Source organism: Flavobacterium sp. JAS (assembly GCF_020991455.1).
In the GTDB taxonomy this organism is placed as follows: domain Bacteria; phylum Bacteroidota; class Bacteroidia; order Flavobacteriales; family Flavobacteriaceae; genus Flavobacterium.
On sequence record NZ_JAJMOX010000008.1, the window covers coordinates 245,327 to 262,863 of the forward strand.

At 32.5% G+C, this 17,537-nt stretch carries 17 protein-coding genes, 1 tRNA gene and 1 pseudogene; 12 read left to right on the forward strand and 7 right to left on the reverse strand.

What is annotated here, in order from left to right; genetic code table 11:
• Nucleotides 1-243: 243 nt before the first annotated feature.
• On the forward strand, nt 244-1,446 hold the full coding sequence (locus LPB88_RS13685; protein ID WP_230716271.1) for an ectonucleotide pyrophosphatase/phosphodiesterase: 1,203 nt from the start codon (nt 244-246) through the stop codon (nt 1,444-1,446).
• Nucleotides 1,447-1,466: 20 nt separating this feature from the next.
• Here LPB88_RS13685 and LPB88_RS13690 read toward each other — a convergent pair whose 3' ends face one another.
• The 3 genes from LPB88_RS13690 to LPB88_RS13700 form a co-directional block, all read right to left on the reverse strand.
• Nucleotides 1,467-2,996 (reverse strand): SulP family inorganic anion transporter, encoded by a 1,530-nt coding sequence (locus tag LPB88_RS13690; RefSeq protein ID WP_230716272.1) that lies wholly within the window; start codon nt 2,994-2,996, stop codon nt 1,467-1,469.
• 129 nt (nt 2,997-3,125) lie between these two features.
• Nucleotides 3,126-3,338 (reverse strand): hypothetical protein, encoded by a 213-nt coding sequence (locus LPB88_RS13695; RefSeq protein ID WP_089353433.1) that lies wholly within the window; start codon nt 3,336-3,338, stop codon nt 3,126-3,128.
• Between the two features lie 40 nt (nt 3,339-3,378).
• Nucleotides 3,379-4,362: a DUF6268 family outer membrane beta-barrel protein gene (locus tag LPB88_RS13700; protein WP_230716273.1), complete on the reverse strand. Its 984-nt coding sequence runs from the start codon at nt 4,360-4,362 to the stop codon at nt 3,379-3,381.
• A gap of 459 nt (nt 4,363-4,821) precedes the next feature.
• On the opposite strand from LPB88_RS13700, the gene LPB88_RS13705 reads away from it, so the two are divergent.
• The 4 genes from LPB88_RS13705 (at nt 4,822) to LPB88_RS13720 (ending at nt 7,978) form a co-directional block, all read left to right on the forward strand.
• Nucleotides 4,822-5,541, forward strand: coding sequence for a sensor histidine kinase (locus tag LPB88_RS13705; protein ID WP_230716274.1), 720 nt, complete (start codon nt 4,822-4,824; stop codon nt 5,539-5,541).
• On the forward strand, nt 5,517-6,227 hold the full coding sequence (locus LPB88_RS13710) for a LytTR family DNA-binding domain-containing protein (protein WP_230716275.1): 711 nt from the start codon (nt 5,517-5,519) through the stop codon (nt 6,225-6,227). Before LPB88_RS13705 ends, LPB88_RS13710 begins: the two co-directional genes overlap by 25 nt.
• A gap of 302 nt (nt 6,228-6,529) precedes the next feature.
• Complete coding sequence (locus LPB88_RS13715) at nt 6,530-6,877, forward strand: hypothetical protein (RefSeq protein ID WP_230716276.1); 348 nt, start codon at nt 6,530-6,532, stop codon at nt 6,875-6,877.
• Between the two features lie 87 nt (nt 6,878-6,964).
• Entirely contained in the window at nt 6,965-7,978 is a 1,014-nt protein-coding gene (locus tag LPB88_RS13720; protein ID WP_230716277.1) for a hypothetical protein, read from the forward strand.
• Between the two features lie 172 nt (nt 7,979-8,150).
• Here LPB88_RS13720 and LPB88_RS13725 read toward each other — a convergent pair whose 3' ends face one another.
• Nucleotides 8,151-8,759, reverse strand: coding sequence for a YkgJ family cysteine cluster protein (locus LPB88_RS13725; protein WP_230716278.1), 609 nt, complete (start codon nt 8,757-8,759; stop codon nt 8,151-8,153).
• Nucleotides 8,760-9,044: 285 nt separating this feature from the next.
• Here LPB88_RS13725 and LPB88_RS13730 point away from each other — a divergent pair, with 285 nt between their 5' ends.
• From LPB88_RS13730 to LPB88_RS23875, 7 genes and pseudogenes are all read left to right on the forward strand, one after another.
• Nucleotides 9,045-9,512, forward strand: a complete 468-nt coding sequence (locus LPB88_RS13730; protein WP_230716279.1) for a hypothetical protein — start codon at nt 9,045-9,047, stop codon at nt 9,510-9,512.
• Nucleotides 9,513-9,874: 362 nt separating this feature from the next.
• Nucleotides 9,875-11,137 (forward strand): TMEM143 family protein, encoded by a 1,263-nt coding sequence (locus LPB88_RS13735; RefSeq protein WP_230716280.1) that lies wholly within the window; start codon nt 9,875-9,877, stop codon nt 11,135-11,137.
• A 139-nt stretch (nt 11,138-11,276) separates the two neighbouring features.
• Entirely contained in the window at nt 11,277-11,741 is a 465-nt protein-coding gene (locus LPB88_RS13740) for a DUF962 domain-containing protein (protein WP_230716281.1), read from the forward strand.
• Between the two features lie 115 nt (nt 11,742-11,856).
• A pseudogene (locus LPB88_RS13745) lies at nt 11,857-12,537 on the forward strand (metal-dependent hydrolase).
• 218 nt (nt 12,538-12,755) lie between these two features.
• The gene (locus tag LPB88_RS13750) at nt 12,756-13,604 is read left to right on the forward strand and encodes an alpha/beta fold hydrolase (RefSeq protein ID WP_230716282.1); all 849 of its coding nucleotides are present in this window, start codon (nt 12,756-12,758) and stop codon (nt 13,602-13,604) included.
• A gap of 218 nt (nt 13,605-13,822) precedes the next feature.
• The gene (locus tag LPB88_RS13755) at nt 13,823-14,287 is read left to right on the forward strand and encodes a hypothetical protein (RefSeq protein ID WP_230716283.1); all 465 of its coding nucleotides are present in this window, start codon (nt 13,823-13,825) and stop codon (nt 14,285-14,287) included.
• A 23-nt stretch (nt 14,288-14,310) separates the two neighbouring features.
• Nucleotides 14,311-14,553, forward strand: coding sequence for a CPBP family intramembrane glutamic endopeptidase (locus LPB88_RS23875; protein WP_370635837.1), 243 nt, complete (start codon nt 14,311-14,313; stop codon nt 14,551-14,553).
• Nucleotides 14,554-14,665: 112 nt separating this feature from the next.
• Here the strand turns inward: LPB88_RS23875 and LPB88_RS13760 are convergent.
• From LPB88_RS13760 to ftsZ, 3 genes are all read right to left on the reverse strand, one after another.
• Nucleotides 14,666-14,739 (reverse strand) — tRNA-Arg (locus LPB88_RS13760).
• A gap of 77 nt (nt 14,740-14,816) precedes the next feature.
• Nucleotides 14,817-15,266, reverse strand: coding sequence for a GatB/YqeY domain-containing protein (locus LPB88_RS13765; RefSeq protein WP_072975278.1), 450 nt, complete (start codon nt 15,264-15,266; stop codon nt 14,817-14,819).
• A gap of 228 nt (nt 15,267-15,494) precedes the next feature.
• Nucleotides 15,495-17,501, reverse strand: a complete 2,007-nt coding sequence (gene ftsZ / locus LPB88_RS13770; RefSeq protein WP_230716284.1) for a cell division protein FtsZ — start codon at nt 17,499-17,501, stop codon at nt 15,495-15,497.
• Nucleotides 17,502-17,537 lie beyond the last annotated feature (36 nt).

The window sequence follows — 17,537 nt, forward strand, 5'->3', positions numbered from 1 at the left end:
TTCTTAAAATTTAAAACGCCAGATTTTAATCTGGCGTTTTTTTTTGCCACAGATTTTATAGATTAAAAAGATTTTTTTTCGCCACGAATTTCACGAATTTTCACGAATTAATATTCGAACAACTGTACTTAAAAATTTGTGCAAATTCGTGAAATTCGCTGCAAACTTTCATTTAGTTTAACATTCTCTTTTTCTTTAAAAAATCAGTTATCGATATCTTTGCAGTTCTATTAAAATTGCAAAATGAGAAAATTTACAACTCACCTATTATCTTTTACATTCTTACTTCTTACCGCATTTTCCTATTCACAATCTTCCAAAGACAATTATGTCGTATTAGTTTCTATGGATGGATTTCGTTGGGATTATGCAAAGCATTTTAAACTTCAAAATCTAAATAAAATAGCTAAAGAAGGCGTTCATGCAAAATCTATGCGACCGTCTTATCCAAGTAAAACCTTCCCGAATCATTATGCGATTGTGACCGGACTTTATCCAGATCATCATGGCATTATCAATAATGTTTTTTATGATTCGACTTTAAACGAATCTTTTTCTTTATCGACAAATGCCAAAAACGATTCCCGTTTTTATGGTGGAAATCCTATTTGGAATGTAGCTGAACAACAAGGTGTAAAAAGCGCTTCTTTCTTCTGGCCAGGATCTGATACGGATAAAAAAAGACCTGGTATTTACAAAAATTACGACAATAAAATTCCGTACGGAAATAGAATTGATACCATTATAAAATGGTTGCAACTTCCTGAAAAGCAACGCCCACATTTGGTTACTTTATATTTTGACGAACCAGATCATACTGGTCATAATTTTGGTCCGCTTTCTCCTGAAAACGAAAAAATGGTTCACAAAATGGATTCGGTTATGGGACAATTATCAGCTAAACTGGATCAATTATCCATCGGAAAACAAATCAATCTGATTATTGTTTCAGATCACGGAATGGCCGATATTAGCAATGATAAAAAAGTAGCTATTCTGGATTATCTAAAACCGGAATGGTTGGGTTATAAAGATGTAATCAACCCCATTATGAGTCTTCAGGCAAAACCTGGCTTCCAGGATTCTATCGCAAAAGCTTTAAAAAAAGTTCCACATATTAAATTCTGGAAATCAAGTGAAGTTCCTAAAAGACTGCATTATGGTACAAATCCACGCGTTCATGATTTTGTTATCGAAGCCCAAAAAGGATATAGTTTAGTAACCAAAAAAGGCCAAAACGTAAGAGGCGGAACTCATGGCTATGACAATAAACAAAAAGATATGCAGGCTGTTTTCTATGCAAAAGGTCCCGCTTTTAAAGTAGATAAAGAGGTTGGTTCATTTCAAAATGTTTCCGTTTATCCTTTAATTGCTTATATTCTTGGATTAAAAATCGACGAAGTAGATGGCAAGTTTAGCGAAGTAAAAAACATGCTTACTAATTAGATAATTATCAAATTGACACATTAAGAAACCACTTTGTATGTAGGATCTTCAATTACATTTACTTTGACAACTGCTTCTGCATTTTTTAATAATTCCCGACAATCTGGGCTTAGATGCTGTAGTTCGATCACTTTATCAAGTTGACTGTATTTCTTAGTTAAATTATTCAACGCTTCAATTGCAGACATATCAGCTACACGGCTTTCTTTAAAGTCAATAATGACATGATTTGGATCGTTTGCGATATCAAACTTTTCGACGAAAGCTGTTATAGAACCAAAAAATAATGGACCATAAATTTTATAATGCTTCACTCCTGCTTCATCTATAAAATGTCTTGCACGGATTCTTTTGGCACTTTCCCAAGCAAAAACCAAAGCTGAAACAATCACCCCAATCAGAACCGCCAAAGCCAAATTGTGCAATAGAATTGTAATTACTGCAACCAGAATTCCAACAAAAATATCGTGCTTAGGCATTTTGTTTATGATTCTAAAACTCGCCCATTCAAAAGTAGTAATTGCAACCATCATCATTACACCAACCAAAGCCGCCATTGGCAATTTTCCAATTACCGGCGCTCCAAAAAGTATGATTAACAAAATAGTCAAAGAAGCAATTATGCCTGAAAGTCTGGCTCTTGATCCGGCAGAAAGATTCACCAGAGTTTGAGCAATCATCGGACATCCTCCCATTCCAAAAAAGAAACCGTTTAAGATATTCGAACTTCCCTGAGCAATACATTCTCTGTTACTGTTGCCGCGGGTTCCGGTAATTTCATCGACTAAATTCAGCGTAAGCAAACCTTCAGTCAAACCAACTGCAGCAACAATTACTGAATATGGAAAAATCACTTTAAAAGTCTCAAAAGAAAATGGAATATTTGGAATATGAAATGGAGGAAATCCACCTTGAACTGAAGCAATATCTTCGACTGTTTTGGTTTCAATATTAAATAAAAGTACTACTGCAAACACCACTAAAATTGCTACTAAAGAAGCTGGAATTGTTTTAGTAAGTTTTGGAAAAAGCAAAACAATTGCAATCGTCAACGCAACTAAACCTAACATAATATACAAAGGAGTTCCTTGCAACCAGGAAACCTGACCATTAACTACGGTTTTAAACTGTTCTAACTGCGACATAAAAATCACCACCGCCAAACCGTTTACAAAACCAAACATAACGGATTGGGGAACTAATCGAATAAATTTTCCGAGTTTAAAAAGTCCGATGCAAATTTGCACCACACCGCCTAGCGCGACAGCTGCAAAAACATATTCGATTCCGTGAGATTTCATTAAAGCAATCAAAACAATAACTGTAGCTCCTGCTCCACCAGAAATCATTCCGGGTCTTCCTCCAAAAATAGCAGTGACTAAACCAGCAATAAAAGCAGCATATAAACCCACAAGAGGCGGAAATCCTGCTAAAATAGCAAACGACAACGATTCGGGAATCATCGTCATTGCAACTGTTAAACCGGCTAAAATTTCATTTTTATAATTGACTTTTTGAGTAAAGTCGAAGAGTTGGAAAGCTTTTTTCATAAGAGAACAAATGTAGAAAATTTGTCAATTAGAAAATATGCCAATTGAGATAATGTGTCAATTAGAAAATTAGAAAATTTTATAGATAGCGCATAATAATCATCTCATTTTCTAATTGGCACATTAATTTTACTCTAGTTTTATACATATATACCCGAGACAATTTACGAAATCAATTATACTTTTGGGTTCTAAATCAATGCCTTCAACTCTTAATATCTTGTCGCAGTCTTCTAAATCAAAATTGATTTTATAATTGGGAAATTGATTTTGAATAACAGCAATAACGTAATTTTTGTCTGCTTCTTTTTGAACATTTGTTTTAAAAACTTCAACAATCATAATTGTTAATTTTAATACTTCTTTAATTTAAAATCTACTTTTAAAACGGATTATAGGAAATCCCAAATCTAAAATATCCCTGTGCATCTTCCTTCTGATCATATACATACTCAGACGTTCGCTCCCCTTTTTCTGTTATACGTACACTCATAACATTATTAACACCGCCTTTAATTACTCCAATAATTCTTGGCGTAAAGCGGTATTCATATGTAATTCCCGACTTCAATTCCAACTGATTCAATTCATAAATTCCTTTCAATTTTGAATTGTTTAAATTTAAGTAAAAACTTTCTGTGTTCAATTCAGTTCCTAAGGAAATTCTTCCATTTTCTAACAATTCTCTCCTAAACTGTAAACGTTGTGGCAAAATGAAATCAATATCCCATTTTGAATTTTCAAATTTATGATTATAGGTCAAAAGTGGTGTAACCGGAATAATCGACGAAGGATCTAACATGACCAAAGCTCCAACGGTAAGAGTTGTGTTGGCCGTTCTTTTCAGGACGATATTGGCGGTAAGAAAGCCTTTTACACGCTGAAAATTATCCTGATTTCCGTCTACAGTAACAGTCGCATTGTAAATAACAGGTTTATGAAAAAGCGTCGAAACGTAAGTTGCACTTAAAGCAGCTGCAAAAAAATGAATTTCCTCTTTTTCTCTCGTATGAGTTGTTACTGCATTGTAGTTATAAATATCACCAAATTCATAGGTTTCATATTTATAACGCAGTGAACTTGTTAAAACAAACCTTTTAGATTGTGAACTAAAAAAAGGCACATTGATTGCTACTTTAAATCGGTTATGACTTTCAATTCTTCCTCTTTCAAAACGTTCTCCAAAAAGCTTCGAATCAAAATTAGTTGGCCCTAACTGTTCGTATTGTACGTCCAAAATTCTCGTGGTCGGAAATTTATCAGTTACCACTTTTGCAACCGTTTTTATTGGAGCGTCTTTTTCCTGAGCAACTGTTCGCATAGACGCAAATACAATTAAAACACAAATGATTTTTGTTTTTTTCATAAGCCAATGAAATTTCAACGTTTGATTAAAGAAAGAGGATTAAATCTCGAGGCAAATGTAATTGCGAAGTCCTGACTATAATAGCTTAATTATACCAATGGCGTATTATTTATACCAATGGCGTTTGTATAATTATGGCTCCTAAAAAAGTAAAAACTATACTATTTCGTTAATTTTGCCGTTATGACGATTCTCAAAATATATCAGAACTTTTTTCTCCGAAACCTCATCGTACACACTTTTATATTTTTGGTGATTTTGGCCTGTGTTTATGACGAAATACGATTAGACGGCCATAGTTGGTCGTACATGATCAGTAAAATAACCGTTGGCTATTTTCCTTGTATTGTATGGATTACTATTTTCAATCTTTTTATCATCAAACCTTTCTTATTCAAAAAAAAGATTAAAACATTCTTTACACTTTTCGTCATTTACTGGACTTGTTTTTACTTTTTTATGAATTGGTTTTTCCCTCTTATGGGTTTAGGAAATTTCAAAACACTTCAAATATTATCGCTTATTATCAACGGAATGTTTTTTTATTTTATTCATGTTGTAATCACTAAAAAAATCATGGATACAGATAAAGACATTATGAATTTCAAGTCTGAGCTTTTATTTTTGAAACAACAGCTTAATCCGCATTTTTTACTGAATGCGATGAATAATTTATATGGAGAATCTCTGACAGAACCCGATAAAGTTCCGGACAGGATTTTGAACCTTTCAGACATGTTGCGCTACCAAATTGAAGCTACCAAAAAAGATTATGTTCTGGTTGCCGAAGAAATAGGTTTTATTAAAAAATACATTGAATATTATACTTTTCGAAACGATAGATTAAATGTGACTCAAAATTATACAGGCGATTTTAACAACATCGATATTCCACCTTTGTTTTTTTTGCCTTTGGTAGAAAATGCCGTTAAGTTTTCAGCAGAAACTGCCGAACCATTTATTTCACTGGATTTAAAAGTAAAATCACGATATTTATCGTTTACTCTAAAAAATAATTATTTAGAATCAGGTTCCAGACTTTCGGGTACAGGAATTGGAATCGAAAATCTAAAAAGACGGCTTGAAGTCTACGGCTTGAAACATGAACTGAGCTGCAAAAGAGAAAAAAATACTTTTAGTGTAAAACTGAATATATGGGACTTACCTATCGTTGCCTGATCATTGATGATGAAACGCCTGCACATAAGGCGCTAGCTTCGCACATTGCAAGATGTGACGATCTGGAACATTCCGGAAGTGCGTTCAGCGGCATGGAAGCAGTAAAAATGCTCAATGAAAACAAGTATGATATTATTTTCCTGGACATTAATATGCCTGTAATTTCAGGTATTGAATTGATGGAATTACAACCTAATCGCCCTATAACTATTGTTACCACAGCTTATTCTGACTTTGCCCTTTCAGCGTATCAAAACGATGCGATTGATTATTTACTGAAACCTATTTCGTTTGAAAAATTCTCTAAAGCAATCGAAAAAGCCAAAACTTTTTACTCAGGTAAAAGTCTTAAAAAAGAAAATACTGCCAGCGAAAGAACACTTTCGTACCGCGCCAACGGTCAAATGATTGATACTCTTTTGAGCGATATTCTTTATATTGAAAGTCTGGGCAACTACATGAAATTGTACAGCAAAAAACTAAAATCTCCCCTAATTATTTATGGTTCGCTATCAAGCATTGCCGACGAAATAAATAGTACTGATTTCGTTCAGGTACATCGTTCGTACATTGTAAATACCCGCGAAATATCTTCTAAAACTTTTAAAACGATTACCTTATCTAATCAAGAAATTATTCCTGTGGGGAGAAAATACCAGATTTTATTGGATAGTTTTTTCAAATAGAGATTTCTTAATTATAACTTTATAAAAAGCTCAACTTTAAATTGTTGAGCTTTTTTATTTTTGTAATAAAAAACCGTATAAATACCCATTGTTATTTCTTAAACAATTGTTAATTTTGTTAAAGTTTTTTTTAATCCTTTCTATTTTATCTTCTAAAAATTTTAAAATGCAAGCAAACTCAAAGGACTTTACAAAGTTGGCCCAGTTTTATTTAGATATTAAAAAGACAATTGATTTTTACATTGCCAATATTGAATAAATCAAAAAGTATTCTTAATCATAAACTTAAATACAATTTCAAAATGGACACGTTAAACATTCCAGAGAATACAGTGGTTAAATTACAAGTAAACATAAGTTCTGATGCTGTTGTTGCAACTAATGTTAGTATAAATGATGTAATTGTAAAAAAAAGCACTCAATATAAGTTTACTACAGACTTGGGTACTGTTTCATTATTAACTCATAAAGGACTTTCGGTTGTATCATCATTTTTTGTTTCAACTGGAAATATAGATGCCATTATGAATGTAACTCAGGTTAGCAATAGTCTTTTATATGATAATCAAAAAGTAGAATTACAAGTATATAAACAGAAGATTACACAAAACTTTTTCATTGTATACTCATCTGTTAATCTAACATTTTAAAATATGAAGACGTTATATTCCTTAATAGTATTTATTTTCATAGGGACAACCGCATCCTTTGGACAAGTTAATTTGAATGAGTTTCAGATGTCTAATAATACCAGTCCTTCATTTTTGCTACTTGAAGAAACGGTTACTGACATTTACACACCAGAAAATGTTAAGGCTCTTGCATTGCATGTTCAAAGCAACTTTGGAGAAAGCATGGCAATAGAAGTAGCACCTTATTTCTTTATAAATCCAAAGAGTAAAAATAGGACCTATTATAAATACATTGGTGTTTATGATGACAAGGGAGAACTAAAACAAAATCCCTTTAGTGGACTTAATACTACAACTATATCATTTGCTTATTTAAAAAAAGATTACGAAAATATTGAAGGTGACAGCGAGAACAAAACATTCGCGATTGGAGCGAGAACTACTTTAATCCGTTTCTATAATAAGAAAAAAGTTATGGATAATGCAACTGAACTAGCTAACGCATTATCTCAACTCGCAAGCCCTCCGATGGAAATTTTAACCATGCCTCAAGGGCCAGATAAAGAAGAGGCTTTGAAAAAATTTTACTTAGAAAAGCAGAAAGTTGATGAACGATTTAAAAAATTTCAGAAAACAATAAAACCTATTTTTAAAGTAGATGTTGCCGGAGCATATAGTGATCTTTTTACAGACAATTCCGTAAATTCCGGCACAGTTAATCGTCTGGGAGCATGGCTTACTGGAGAATTTAGTCTTATTATAAATGAAGATGATGAACAAAGCAGTACAAACAATTATATCAACTTACTTATAACTAGCCGCTATATAGAAGATGGATTTAATTCTACTAACGGAATTGACTTTTCAACAAATTACTATAGAGATTTTGGAGGCAAAATTAGTATGGATTTGGGTAAATTTTCCTTTGCATACGAGTACATAAATAGAAATGGCTCTATTTCAAGTAAAAGATCTGTTGGAAATATCAGTTTTGCCATCAACAAGGACATCACTCTTACTGGGGGATTTGGCAAGGATTTTAATACTACTGACAATTTATTGACATTATTTGGAATCAATTGGGGAATGAATTTTGGAAACTCCTCTGCTTCATTATAAGTTGGGTTTAGTACTAATTGCATGAAATATATTTCAAACCTAATAGTAATAACAATATAGATTTTGAAATTTCAACCTTATATAGTCTTTTCATAAAAAGCTGCGCAAATATCTTCGGGTTTCGCGCAGCTTTTTAATTTTCTCATAAATTGTAGACCTAATAAAAATCTTCTTAAGCAATGTTTTCAAGTCCACCCGGAAATGGTCTGTAGGCGTAATAATGTAAAACCTCTTCAATAGCTCTTTTTAGCGCTTCGTTTATAGGCAGTAAAGTCATTCCCATTTTATAATCAATTTGTGCAAGCTGCATATAATAATCAGTAAAAATGGGTACATATTCCCCTTTGTTAATGGCTTCTTCGGCTTCATTAAAGTTTTGTTGTTGTTCTTCTTTAATAATTTTGCAGGTGGCTAATCTTAGTTTCCCGTATTTGTCTGTGTTTGCAGCATAACCAAAAAGACGGCATATTAATCCGCGATAACGGTAATTGCTACAACTTCCTTTATGATGTTCTAATACGGAAAGTGGTCGATATAAAAGGCAGTTTTTAGTAGACGAATTGTTTAATTCTTCTAAGGTTTCCTCGGCTTTGCCATTTAAAAATAAATGAAACGCCCAAGGTAAAAATTCTAAAGGAGAAGCGTCTATGTTTGGTTTAGAACAGCATTTACCACAGCCTGCGTTGCAATACAAATGAGTTTCAGATTTGAAAGCGGTTATTTCAATTTCAAGACGGTCAAACAATTCCTCAACCCGCCTAACTTTCTGTTCTATTCCCATTGTTTTTTTCGTAAGGTAGACTAATAGAAATAGCTCATGCTAGGATCATGGTTTTATTATGAATAGTTTATGTATCCACTCCATAAAGTATAAACCATACAAATGCACACTATGTTTCTCAAAAATTCTTTCAAAAAGTTGTAAAACAAAATTTGTCGTTTTTTAAAAGCTTATAGTTTCCAGTAACCGTAAATCTTTTCTTCAAAAAAAACTTCACCAAAACAATTTTTCCTACATAAATAATTATATTCGCAACGCCACTAATCGTTAAAAAATTGTAGAAAAATGACCATTTTCAAAAAACTATTTAGAAAATCAGATTTAGAATGCCCCAGATGTCTAGGAAAAGCTTTTGTTGATTGGGATGATATAAAACGTTTAAACAGACAATTAAAATGGGTACCTGCACCCTGCGCTTATTGCTACGGCAAGGGAAAAGTTTCTGAAGAAATGCTATCAAAAGTTCCTGTAGATTACACTTACCTAACTATAGATTTACCGGAATCAGAAATGGATAAAATAAAAGAAGGAAACAAAGAAACACTGGAAAAAGGAAGGCAGCGTGATCTTTTTTTAGACAATCTTATAAGCTATGCTGAGCATCATTATACAAACAACAAAATGGACGCTATAAGTATTGCTGATTTATATCTTAGTACCGAAGATGAAACTGCTTTATTTTCGTTAGAAAGAAAAAATCTAATACAATTTATTGAAAAAGTAATTGAGTTAAAAAAACCTGAACTCAATTAACTTAGGTAATATTTTCTGTTTTACCTCGCAAAATACTTACCCTAAAAACTTCATGAATATCTCTGATTTTACGGTTTTCTAAAAACCCGTATAAATACGCATTGTCAAAACTTTATTAAGTGGTAAAATTGCCCTGAATAATTTTACTTTTAAAATATAATTTTCCTTAATGGAAGATTATTTAAATGATGTCATTTTTTTTGGAACAATTAAAGCGAGATTTCTAATCGATTCCTACGATTAAAAGTCTCGCTTTTTTTTTAAAATCTAATTAACCTCTTAGAAACTCAAAACCTTACAGCCTTTTAAAAAAACCTTTGTATCTTTGAACCTTAGTCCCTCAGAACCTACAAAGAAAAAATATGACACGAGAAAATTATATTCCCTTCAACAAGGAATTCTTACTCGAACAACAAATAAATACCTTCGCTGAAGATCCTAAAAAAGTTGATGAATTTAAAAAACTGTTTGATATTATTGAGCATTATTTTCATTACGAAGCTTTTAATTTAAATCGAAATCTTAAACAAAATTATGCTTTGTTTGATCCTGATTTGAGTTTAAAAGAGCGAAAAAGTTTTATGGGTAAAAGTGATTTTTCGGTTTTTAAAGAGACATTGCTTACGGTTTTAAAACAAGGAAATTATACTCACATCGATCAGGATACTTTAAACAAAGCGTTTCAGGATTCTGATTTAATTGGCTTAAAACTATCAATCGATTTTAATGCTTTTCAAGATTATGAATTATATGTTCGCGGACATCATAAATCGAAAGAAAAGGTCAAGAAATATTTCTTTTGGAAGAAAGAAATTGAGATCGAATATTATGATCGTGTCTTGATTTATCTGCATTATAACGACACCCATTTTCTAAAGCAAAAGAAAGTCAAATTGGGTAAAATGCCAATTGAACCAGGATCAGTGGTTTTAAAAATCTTTAAGCGAGTTCCTAAAAATGATCTAGAAACAATTTTTCCAAATGCAATTCCAAGAATGTCAACTACAGACAAACTGCTGTTGTGGGTTCCGGGAATTTTTGGTGGAATTTCACTTTTAAGTGCCAAAGTAATTCCGGCTTTGATCAACATGTACAATGCTTATGAATCTGGTGAAACTATTGATTTATTAAACAGTAAAACATCACTAAATCAAGGTTTAATTGCACTCGGAATTTTGTCACTTTATTTATTTCGCCAATACAACAACTTTGTAAACAAGAAAATTAAATATTCTAAGATACTCTCAGACAGTCTTTATTTTAAGAATCTCGGAAACAATAGCGGTGCTTTTTATTCGCTTTTAAATTCTTCTGAAGAAGAAGTGCTTAAAGAAACAATTCTGGCTTATACTTTTTTGTATAAAAGCAACAAACCTCTTATGGCAGAAGAACTGGACTCACAAATTGAATCCTGGTTTGAAACAAATCTAAAAACCGATCTTGATTTTAATGTAAAAGATGCTTTAGAGAAATTAAAAAACATTGGTCTGGGTATTGAAACCAACGGAAAATGGGACGTTCTTCCGCTTGATCAAGCTTTAATTACAATTGATGAATTGTGGGATGGAGTTTTTGAGTATAATAAGGTTCAAAGTTACAAAGACTTAAACTTACAAAAGAACTAAGAAACTAAAATCTAAAGCTTATTTAGTTTGCAATATCTAACAAAACCTACGCAAATTTAAACCTCTGTACCTTTGCCTCTTTGAACCTTTGCATCTACCAAAAATTTTATTAGATTTACGTATACCTAAATCCAAAACAATGAGAACATTAGAACAATGGTTTGAAGAATATGCAGTAAGTCATCAAAATCCCAAAAATAAGGCCATTCATTATGTTTGTGTGCCTGCAATTTACTTTTCGATAGTGGGTTTGTTAATGAGTATTCCGAGTGGTTTTATTGCTAATATTTTAAAATTAAATGCTCCAATTATTGAAAATTGGGCAGTTGTTGTACTCCTTTTTGTTCTTATTTTTTACATCCGATTATCCGTTGCAATGGCGATTAAAATTGCCATTTTATCTGTAATTTGTCTGGTTGTAAATTATTATATCGGGCAGGTTTTTCCGTTGTGGGCATTTTCAATTGGTGTTTTTGTAATCGCCTGGATCGGACAATTCTACGGACATAATATTGAAGGCAAAAAACCTTCTTTCTTAAAAGACCTTCAGTTTTTAATGATTGGCCCGGCTTGGGTTGTAGAAAATTTGTTTTCAAAAAAATAAGTATTGATCAACTAACGTGGTTTTTTAAATTCTTATTTAAACAAAAATCACTGGCATATCATTTGAATTATAAAAACCTAACTTATAGGCAATTATTAATTCAAAAAGCTTTATTATGAAAGTAACTTATTATGGACATTCATGTTTCTCCGTTTTAGCCAATGGAAAAAACATTCTATTTGACCCTTTTATTACTGCAAACGAATTAGCAAAAAACATTGACGTTGACGCTATAAAAGCGGATTATATTTTGATTTGACATGCACATTACGATCACATTTTAGATGTTGAAAGAATTGCAAAAAATACCGGAGCTAAAGTTCTTGGGAATTTTGAAATCTACAATTGGCTCTTAAAAAAAGGAATCGAAAACGCACATCCTATTAATCCAGGAGGTAAATTTGACTTTGATTTTGGAACTGTAAAATGTGTAATTGCACAACATCCAAGTAGTTTTATGGATGGTTCTTATGGCGGAATTGCCTGTGGTTTTGTATTAACTATCGTCGACGGAAATTTTTATTATAGTGGAGATACAGCTTTGACTCTCGACATGCAAATTATCCCAAAATTCACTAAACTTGATTTTGCTATTTTTCCAATTGGTGATGGGCTAACTATGGGAATTGAAGAAGCTATTGAAGCGTCAAAACTCGTTGGTATTGATAAAATTTTAGGCGTTCATTATGATACTTTTGGTTTCATTGTTATGGATCATCAAAAAGCTTTGAATGCTTTTGCAAAAGAAAATCTAAACTTGTATTTGCCTAAAATTGGTGAAACAATCGAATTGTAATTTTTCTATATTTCGCTAATCATCTTTACTTTAACGAAATAAAACAAAAAACTGAAACCACAGATCAGTTCACTATCTCTAAAATATTAGATTTATAAATGTTTTTAAGCAAGGCATTAAAATTGTTTGTCTGAATTTATCACGAACTAAAAATTCAAAACAATGAGAACATTTGCAACCTCATTTATTTTTTGATGTTAATTTTAAATTTATACATTATGAATGCACAAACGATTAATGCTTTGAATTCGAAAACAGAATATGCTAATGTTTCCGGGCGAAAAATTGCCTATCGTTCTATTGGCAAAGGTGATCCAATCATTTTGGTAAACCGGTTTAGAGGAACTCTTGATACTTGGGATCCATTATTTTTAGATCAGCTTGCCGAAAAATACAGAGTAATTACTTTTGATTATTCGGGTATTGGCTATTCAACCGGAACTTTAGCAACTGATTTAAAAGATGTAGCAAAAGACTTAAAAGATCTGGCCGATTTTCTGAAAATAAAAAAAACAATTATCATGGGCTGGTCTTATGGCGGATTAGTAACTCAGGTTGCCACTTTGCAATACTCTGATCTGATTACTCAAACAGTATTATTAGGGACCGGGCCTCCTGGCGAAAGAGTTGTTCCGCTTGAGCAAGCTTTTCTGGATGTTGCATTAAAACCGGTAAATGATTTTAATGATGAAATCGTACTTTTCTTTGAACCAACTGCTGAAGAAAGCAAAAAACAAGCTAAAGCCTCGCATGACCGAATTGCAAAAAGATTAGATGTTTCTAAAATCCCATCAACGATGGATGTTTTTCAGCTATACTTTCAAGGCAGTACGGGATTAACTGAAGATAAAGAAAATTTTAAAGGAAAACTTGAAAATACTAAAACGCCAATTCTTATTATTTCCGGCGATCATGACATTAGTTTTGCGGTTGAAAACTGGTATCCATTAACCCGAAAACTTTCTACAGCCCAACTGATTGTACTCCCGCAAACAGGGCATGCACCACAACATCAACATGTAACGTTAGTCGTTAATTATATTGATAATTTTCTTCAGAATAAATAAAACTTCTCATGAAAACTGGTGCCCTAGCCCAGACAGGAACGACATCCTTTAATGGTGTCCCGATAGCTATCGGGAGCCATTAAAGATATAGTGGATGGCTGGAAAAGCTCCTGAATAAAAAAAATAGAACAAAAAAGATGTATTCTTCTTTGTTCTATTTTCATTCCTCTAATAAAATTAGCTCTATATTAGTACTTTCTGAGTATAACCATTAAGAGATGATTCTAAAAATATTTTTGGAGAGCGTTGTGCCTGTTTTATTGCTCTTGCCTTTGATTTTGATTTTTATAAAAGATAGAGATCATGTTAAAATAATTAGTCCTTTTATATTAATTTTTACTTGCTATCAGATAATTCTAAAAATTCCATTAGAATATAATGAGTTTGATATTATCAATGGAAAACAAAATTGGACCGGAAAACTGCTGGGTATCTTTTTTGGTTTATTGACATATTCATTATTATATCGAAGATTAGAACCTTTTAATTTCCTGCGTTTTAAACAAGAACCAAAAACATTGCTAAAAACAGTTTTAGCATCTTCAATAATGATTTGCACTGGTTTCTTCTCCTACTTCGACAGCCCTAGAAACTTTGATATAGAAATTCTTGTTTTTCAATTGACAATGCCTGGATTTGATGAAGAAATTATGTTTAGAGGAATTCTTTTGGCGCTTTTATAACTTGCTTACAAGACAAAATTAGAATAAGAGAAAGAACTTTTGGCAATCCAAGTATCTTTATTATTGCTGTTTTGTTTGGTCTCGCACACGGATTTAGTGTAAAAAACAGTCTTGAATTTAGATTTGAATTTTATCCGTTTATATGCACATTTGTGTCTGGTTATGTTTTGAGTTGGATAACTGTAGAAAGTAAAAGTATTTTGCTTCCTGTGCTGTCGCACAACATGATTAATTTTATACAGACTTTAATGAGAATGATAAAATAAAGTCATAATCAACATTGGATGCGTAAATTAAGAGAGTAAACTTGAGTAAAAAAAGAGCATAAAAAGAGCATAAAAAAAACCTATTTCATCTCGAAATAGGTTTTTTATTTTGTGACCGCGGAGGGGTTCGAACCCCCAACCCTCAGAGCCGAAATCTGATATTCTATCCAGTTGAACTACGCGGTCAATATTTTTGAAACTTCAATTTTTAAATTCCAAATTCCAATTGTAAAAGTTAGAATTTGGAATTTATTTATTGGAATTTACACCAATAATTTCTTTACAATTGCTGAGATAGTTTTTCCTTCTGCAGTTCCGCCTAATTGAGCAGATGCTAATCCCATTACTTTTCCCATTGAAGCAATTCCAGAAGCTCCAGTTTCAGCAATGATTTTTGCTATTACTGCTTCTACTTCTTCTTCGCTTAATTGTGCTGGTAAAAACTTCTCGATTACTGCAACCTGAGCCAATTCTGGTTCAGCAAGATCAGGACGATTTTGTTCTGTAAAAATTCTTGCACTTTCTTTACGAGTTTTAACTAATCTTTGAAGTAATTTAACTTCATCGTCTTCTGTTAATTCTTCTTTAGAACCTGAAGCTGTTGCAGCTAATAACATTTCAGATTTAATTGCTCTTAATGCTTCTAATGCTACTGTATCTTTTGCTCTCATGGCGGTTTTAATCTCGTCCATGATTAATGTTTGTAAACTCATTTTTTATTTTATTTAAATAAGCCTAAACTTATTGATTTATATATCGATTTGAAATTTGTTCTTGACTAATCTATCCTAACTGAAGCCAAATGGATTCGAACCGACAATAAGATTCACTTTAAAAGTGTATGAAAGAAGTCAAATTTTAAATTCTGTGCGAAGATAAAAAAAATAACCCGAAAATTAAATCCAATTCTCGGGTTATCCATAATTATTATGATTGTAAAATTAATCTACGTTGTCATGTAAAAATGAATTGTTTGAACGCAACTGTAAATCATTATTACTATCAGTTCCGACTGATATTCTAGAACTGGTGTTATTTGATTGTGAGTTAGACAAATCGATTCCTAATCTTTTGTAAGCAGGCTCTTTTTCCAGTTCGTCAATTCTTGAAACATTATTATGAAATTTATAATTAAATTCTTTTAGTTTCTTTCTTCTTTCTTCAGCTCTTAATCGTAATGTTTCCTCAATTGTTAATTCCATTGGAGAAACATTTGATGTTGTTGAATAGTCAGCTTCAGTAGCAAAATCAACTTTTGGTTTCAAAGTAATGTTTAATTCCTCAGGAACTACATCTTCTATCACTTTTTCAACTGGTTTTGATGCCATTAAATCGTTTTCAACCTCCATATATTCTTCTAAAGAATATTTGATGATTCCGTTTTCAGAAAGTTCAGTTACCGGTACAAATTGTACTGGATCATTTACTTTTATATTACGAGTCTCATTTGATAATTCGAATAAGATTTTAGTCTCTTGTTCAACAACAGGCTCTTTTCTTGCTTCTGGCTCTGATCTGTAAAGTGGCAAATCAAATGAGAAAGTTGTTTGTTCTTCTCTTTCGAAAGTTCTTTGCTGAACAGGTTTTACTTCCTGAAAAGCTTGCACTTCTGGAGTTGCAGCTGTAATCGTAAAATCGATATCTGTAATTGGTGAAACGATCTCAAAAGTTACATCAAGATTCTTGATAAACTCAGACATTACAACCAATTCTTCTTGATTGATAGTTGGAGCAACAGCAACTGGAGCAACCGGAGTTGGTATTACGGGAGCAACCGTATCTGCAAATGATATATCATCCATTAAATCAAAAACAATTTTTTCTTCTGATTTCGTACTAGGTGTCTCAGCATTTAAATCAAAAGAAGTAACTGTTTTATTTGTTAAATTATGAACACTTCTTTGCTCATCTTCTAACGTATGAATGATTTTTTTAGGCTCAGTATTTACAATTTCATTTTGTTGTTCAACATCAAAACCTGTCGCAATAATAGTCACCGCAATAGCATCACCAAGAGTTTCGTCTTCACCAACTCCCATGATAATATTAGCATTATGACCTGCTTCTACCTGAATATGATCGTTGATTTCTCCAATCTCATCCAGTGTAATTTCGTTTGATCCAGAAACGATAAGCAACAATACGTTTTTGGCTCCTGTAATTTTGTTGTCATTTAACAACGGAGAATCCAATGCCGAAACGATAGCATCTTTCGCTCTGTTCTCACCCGCAGCAACAGAAGATCCCATGATAGCTGTTCCACTGTTTGACAAAACAGTTTTAGCATCACGTAAATCGATATTTTGAGTATAGTGGTGCGTAATTACTTCGGCAATACCTCTAGAGGCTGTTGCCAAAACTTCATCCGCTTTAGAGAATCCTGCTTTAAAACCAAGATTTCCGTACACTTCTCTTAACTTATTATTATTAATTACAATTAGCGAATCAACTTGCTTACGCAATTTTTCGATTCCTAAAAGTGCTTGTTCCTGACGAACTTTCCCTTCAAACTGAAACGGAATTGTTACAATACCAACAGTCAAAATTTCTCTTTCTTTCGCCAATTGTGCAATTACCGGAGCTGCACCTGTACCTGTTCCACCACCCATACCAGCGGTAATAAATACCATCTTAGTACCACGGTCTAACATTTTCTCGATATCAGCGATGCTCTCAATAGCAGATTGTTGTCCTACATCAGGATTTGCTCCTGCTCCAAGACCTTCTGTTAAATTCATACCTAACTGAATTTTGTTAGGTACCGAACTGTTCTGTAGTGCCTGTGAATCGGTATTACAAACAATAAAATCTACGCCTTTAATACCTTGTTTAAACATGTGATTGATAGCGTTACTACCACCTCCACCTACACCTATTACTTTGATTACATTTGATTGGTTTTTTGGTAAATCAAATGAAATGCTTCCAAATTCTGAGTTGCTCATCATCTTTTTGGTTTTTGAAATTCTTATTTAATACATTTT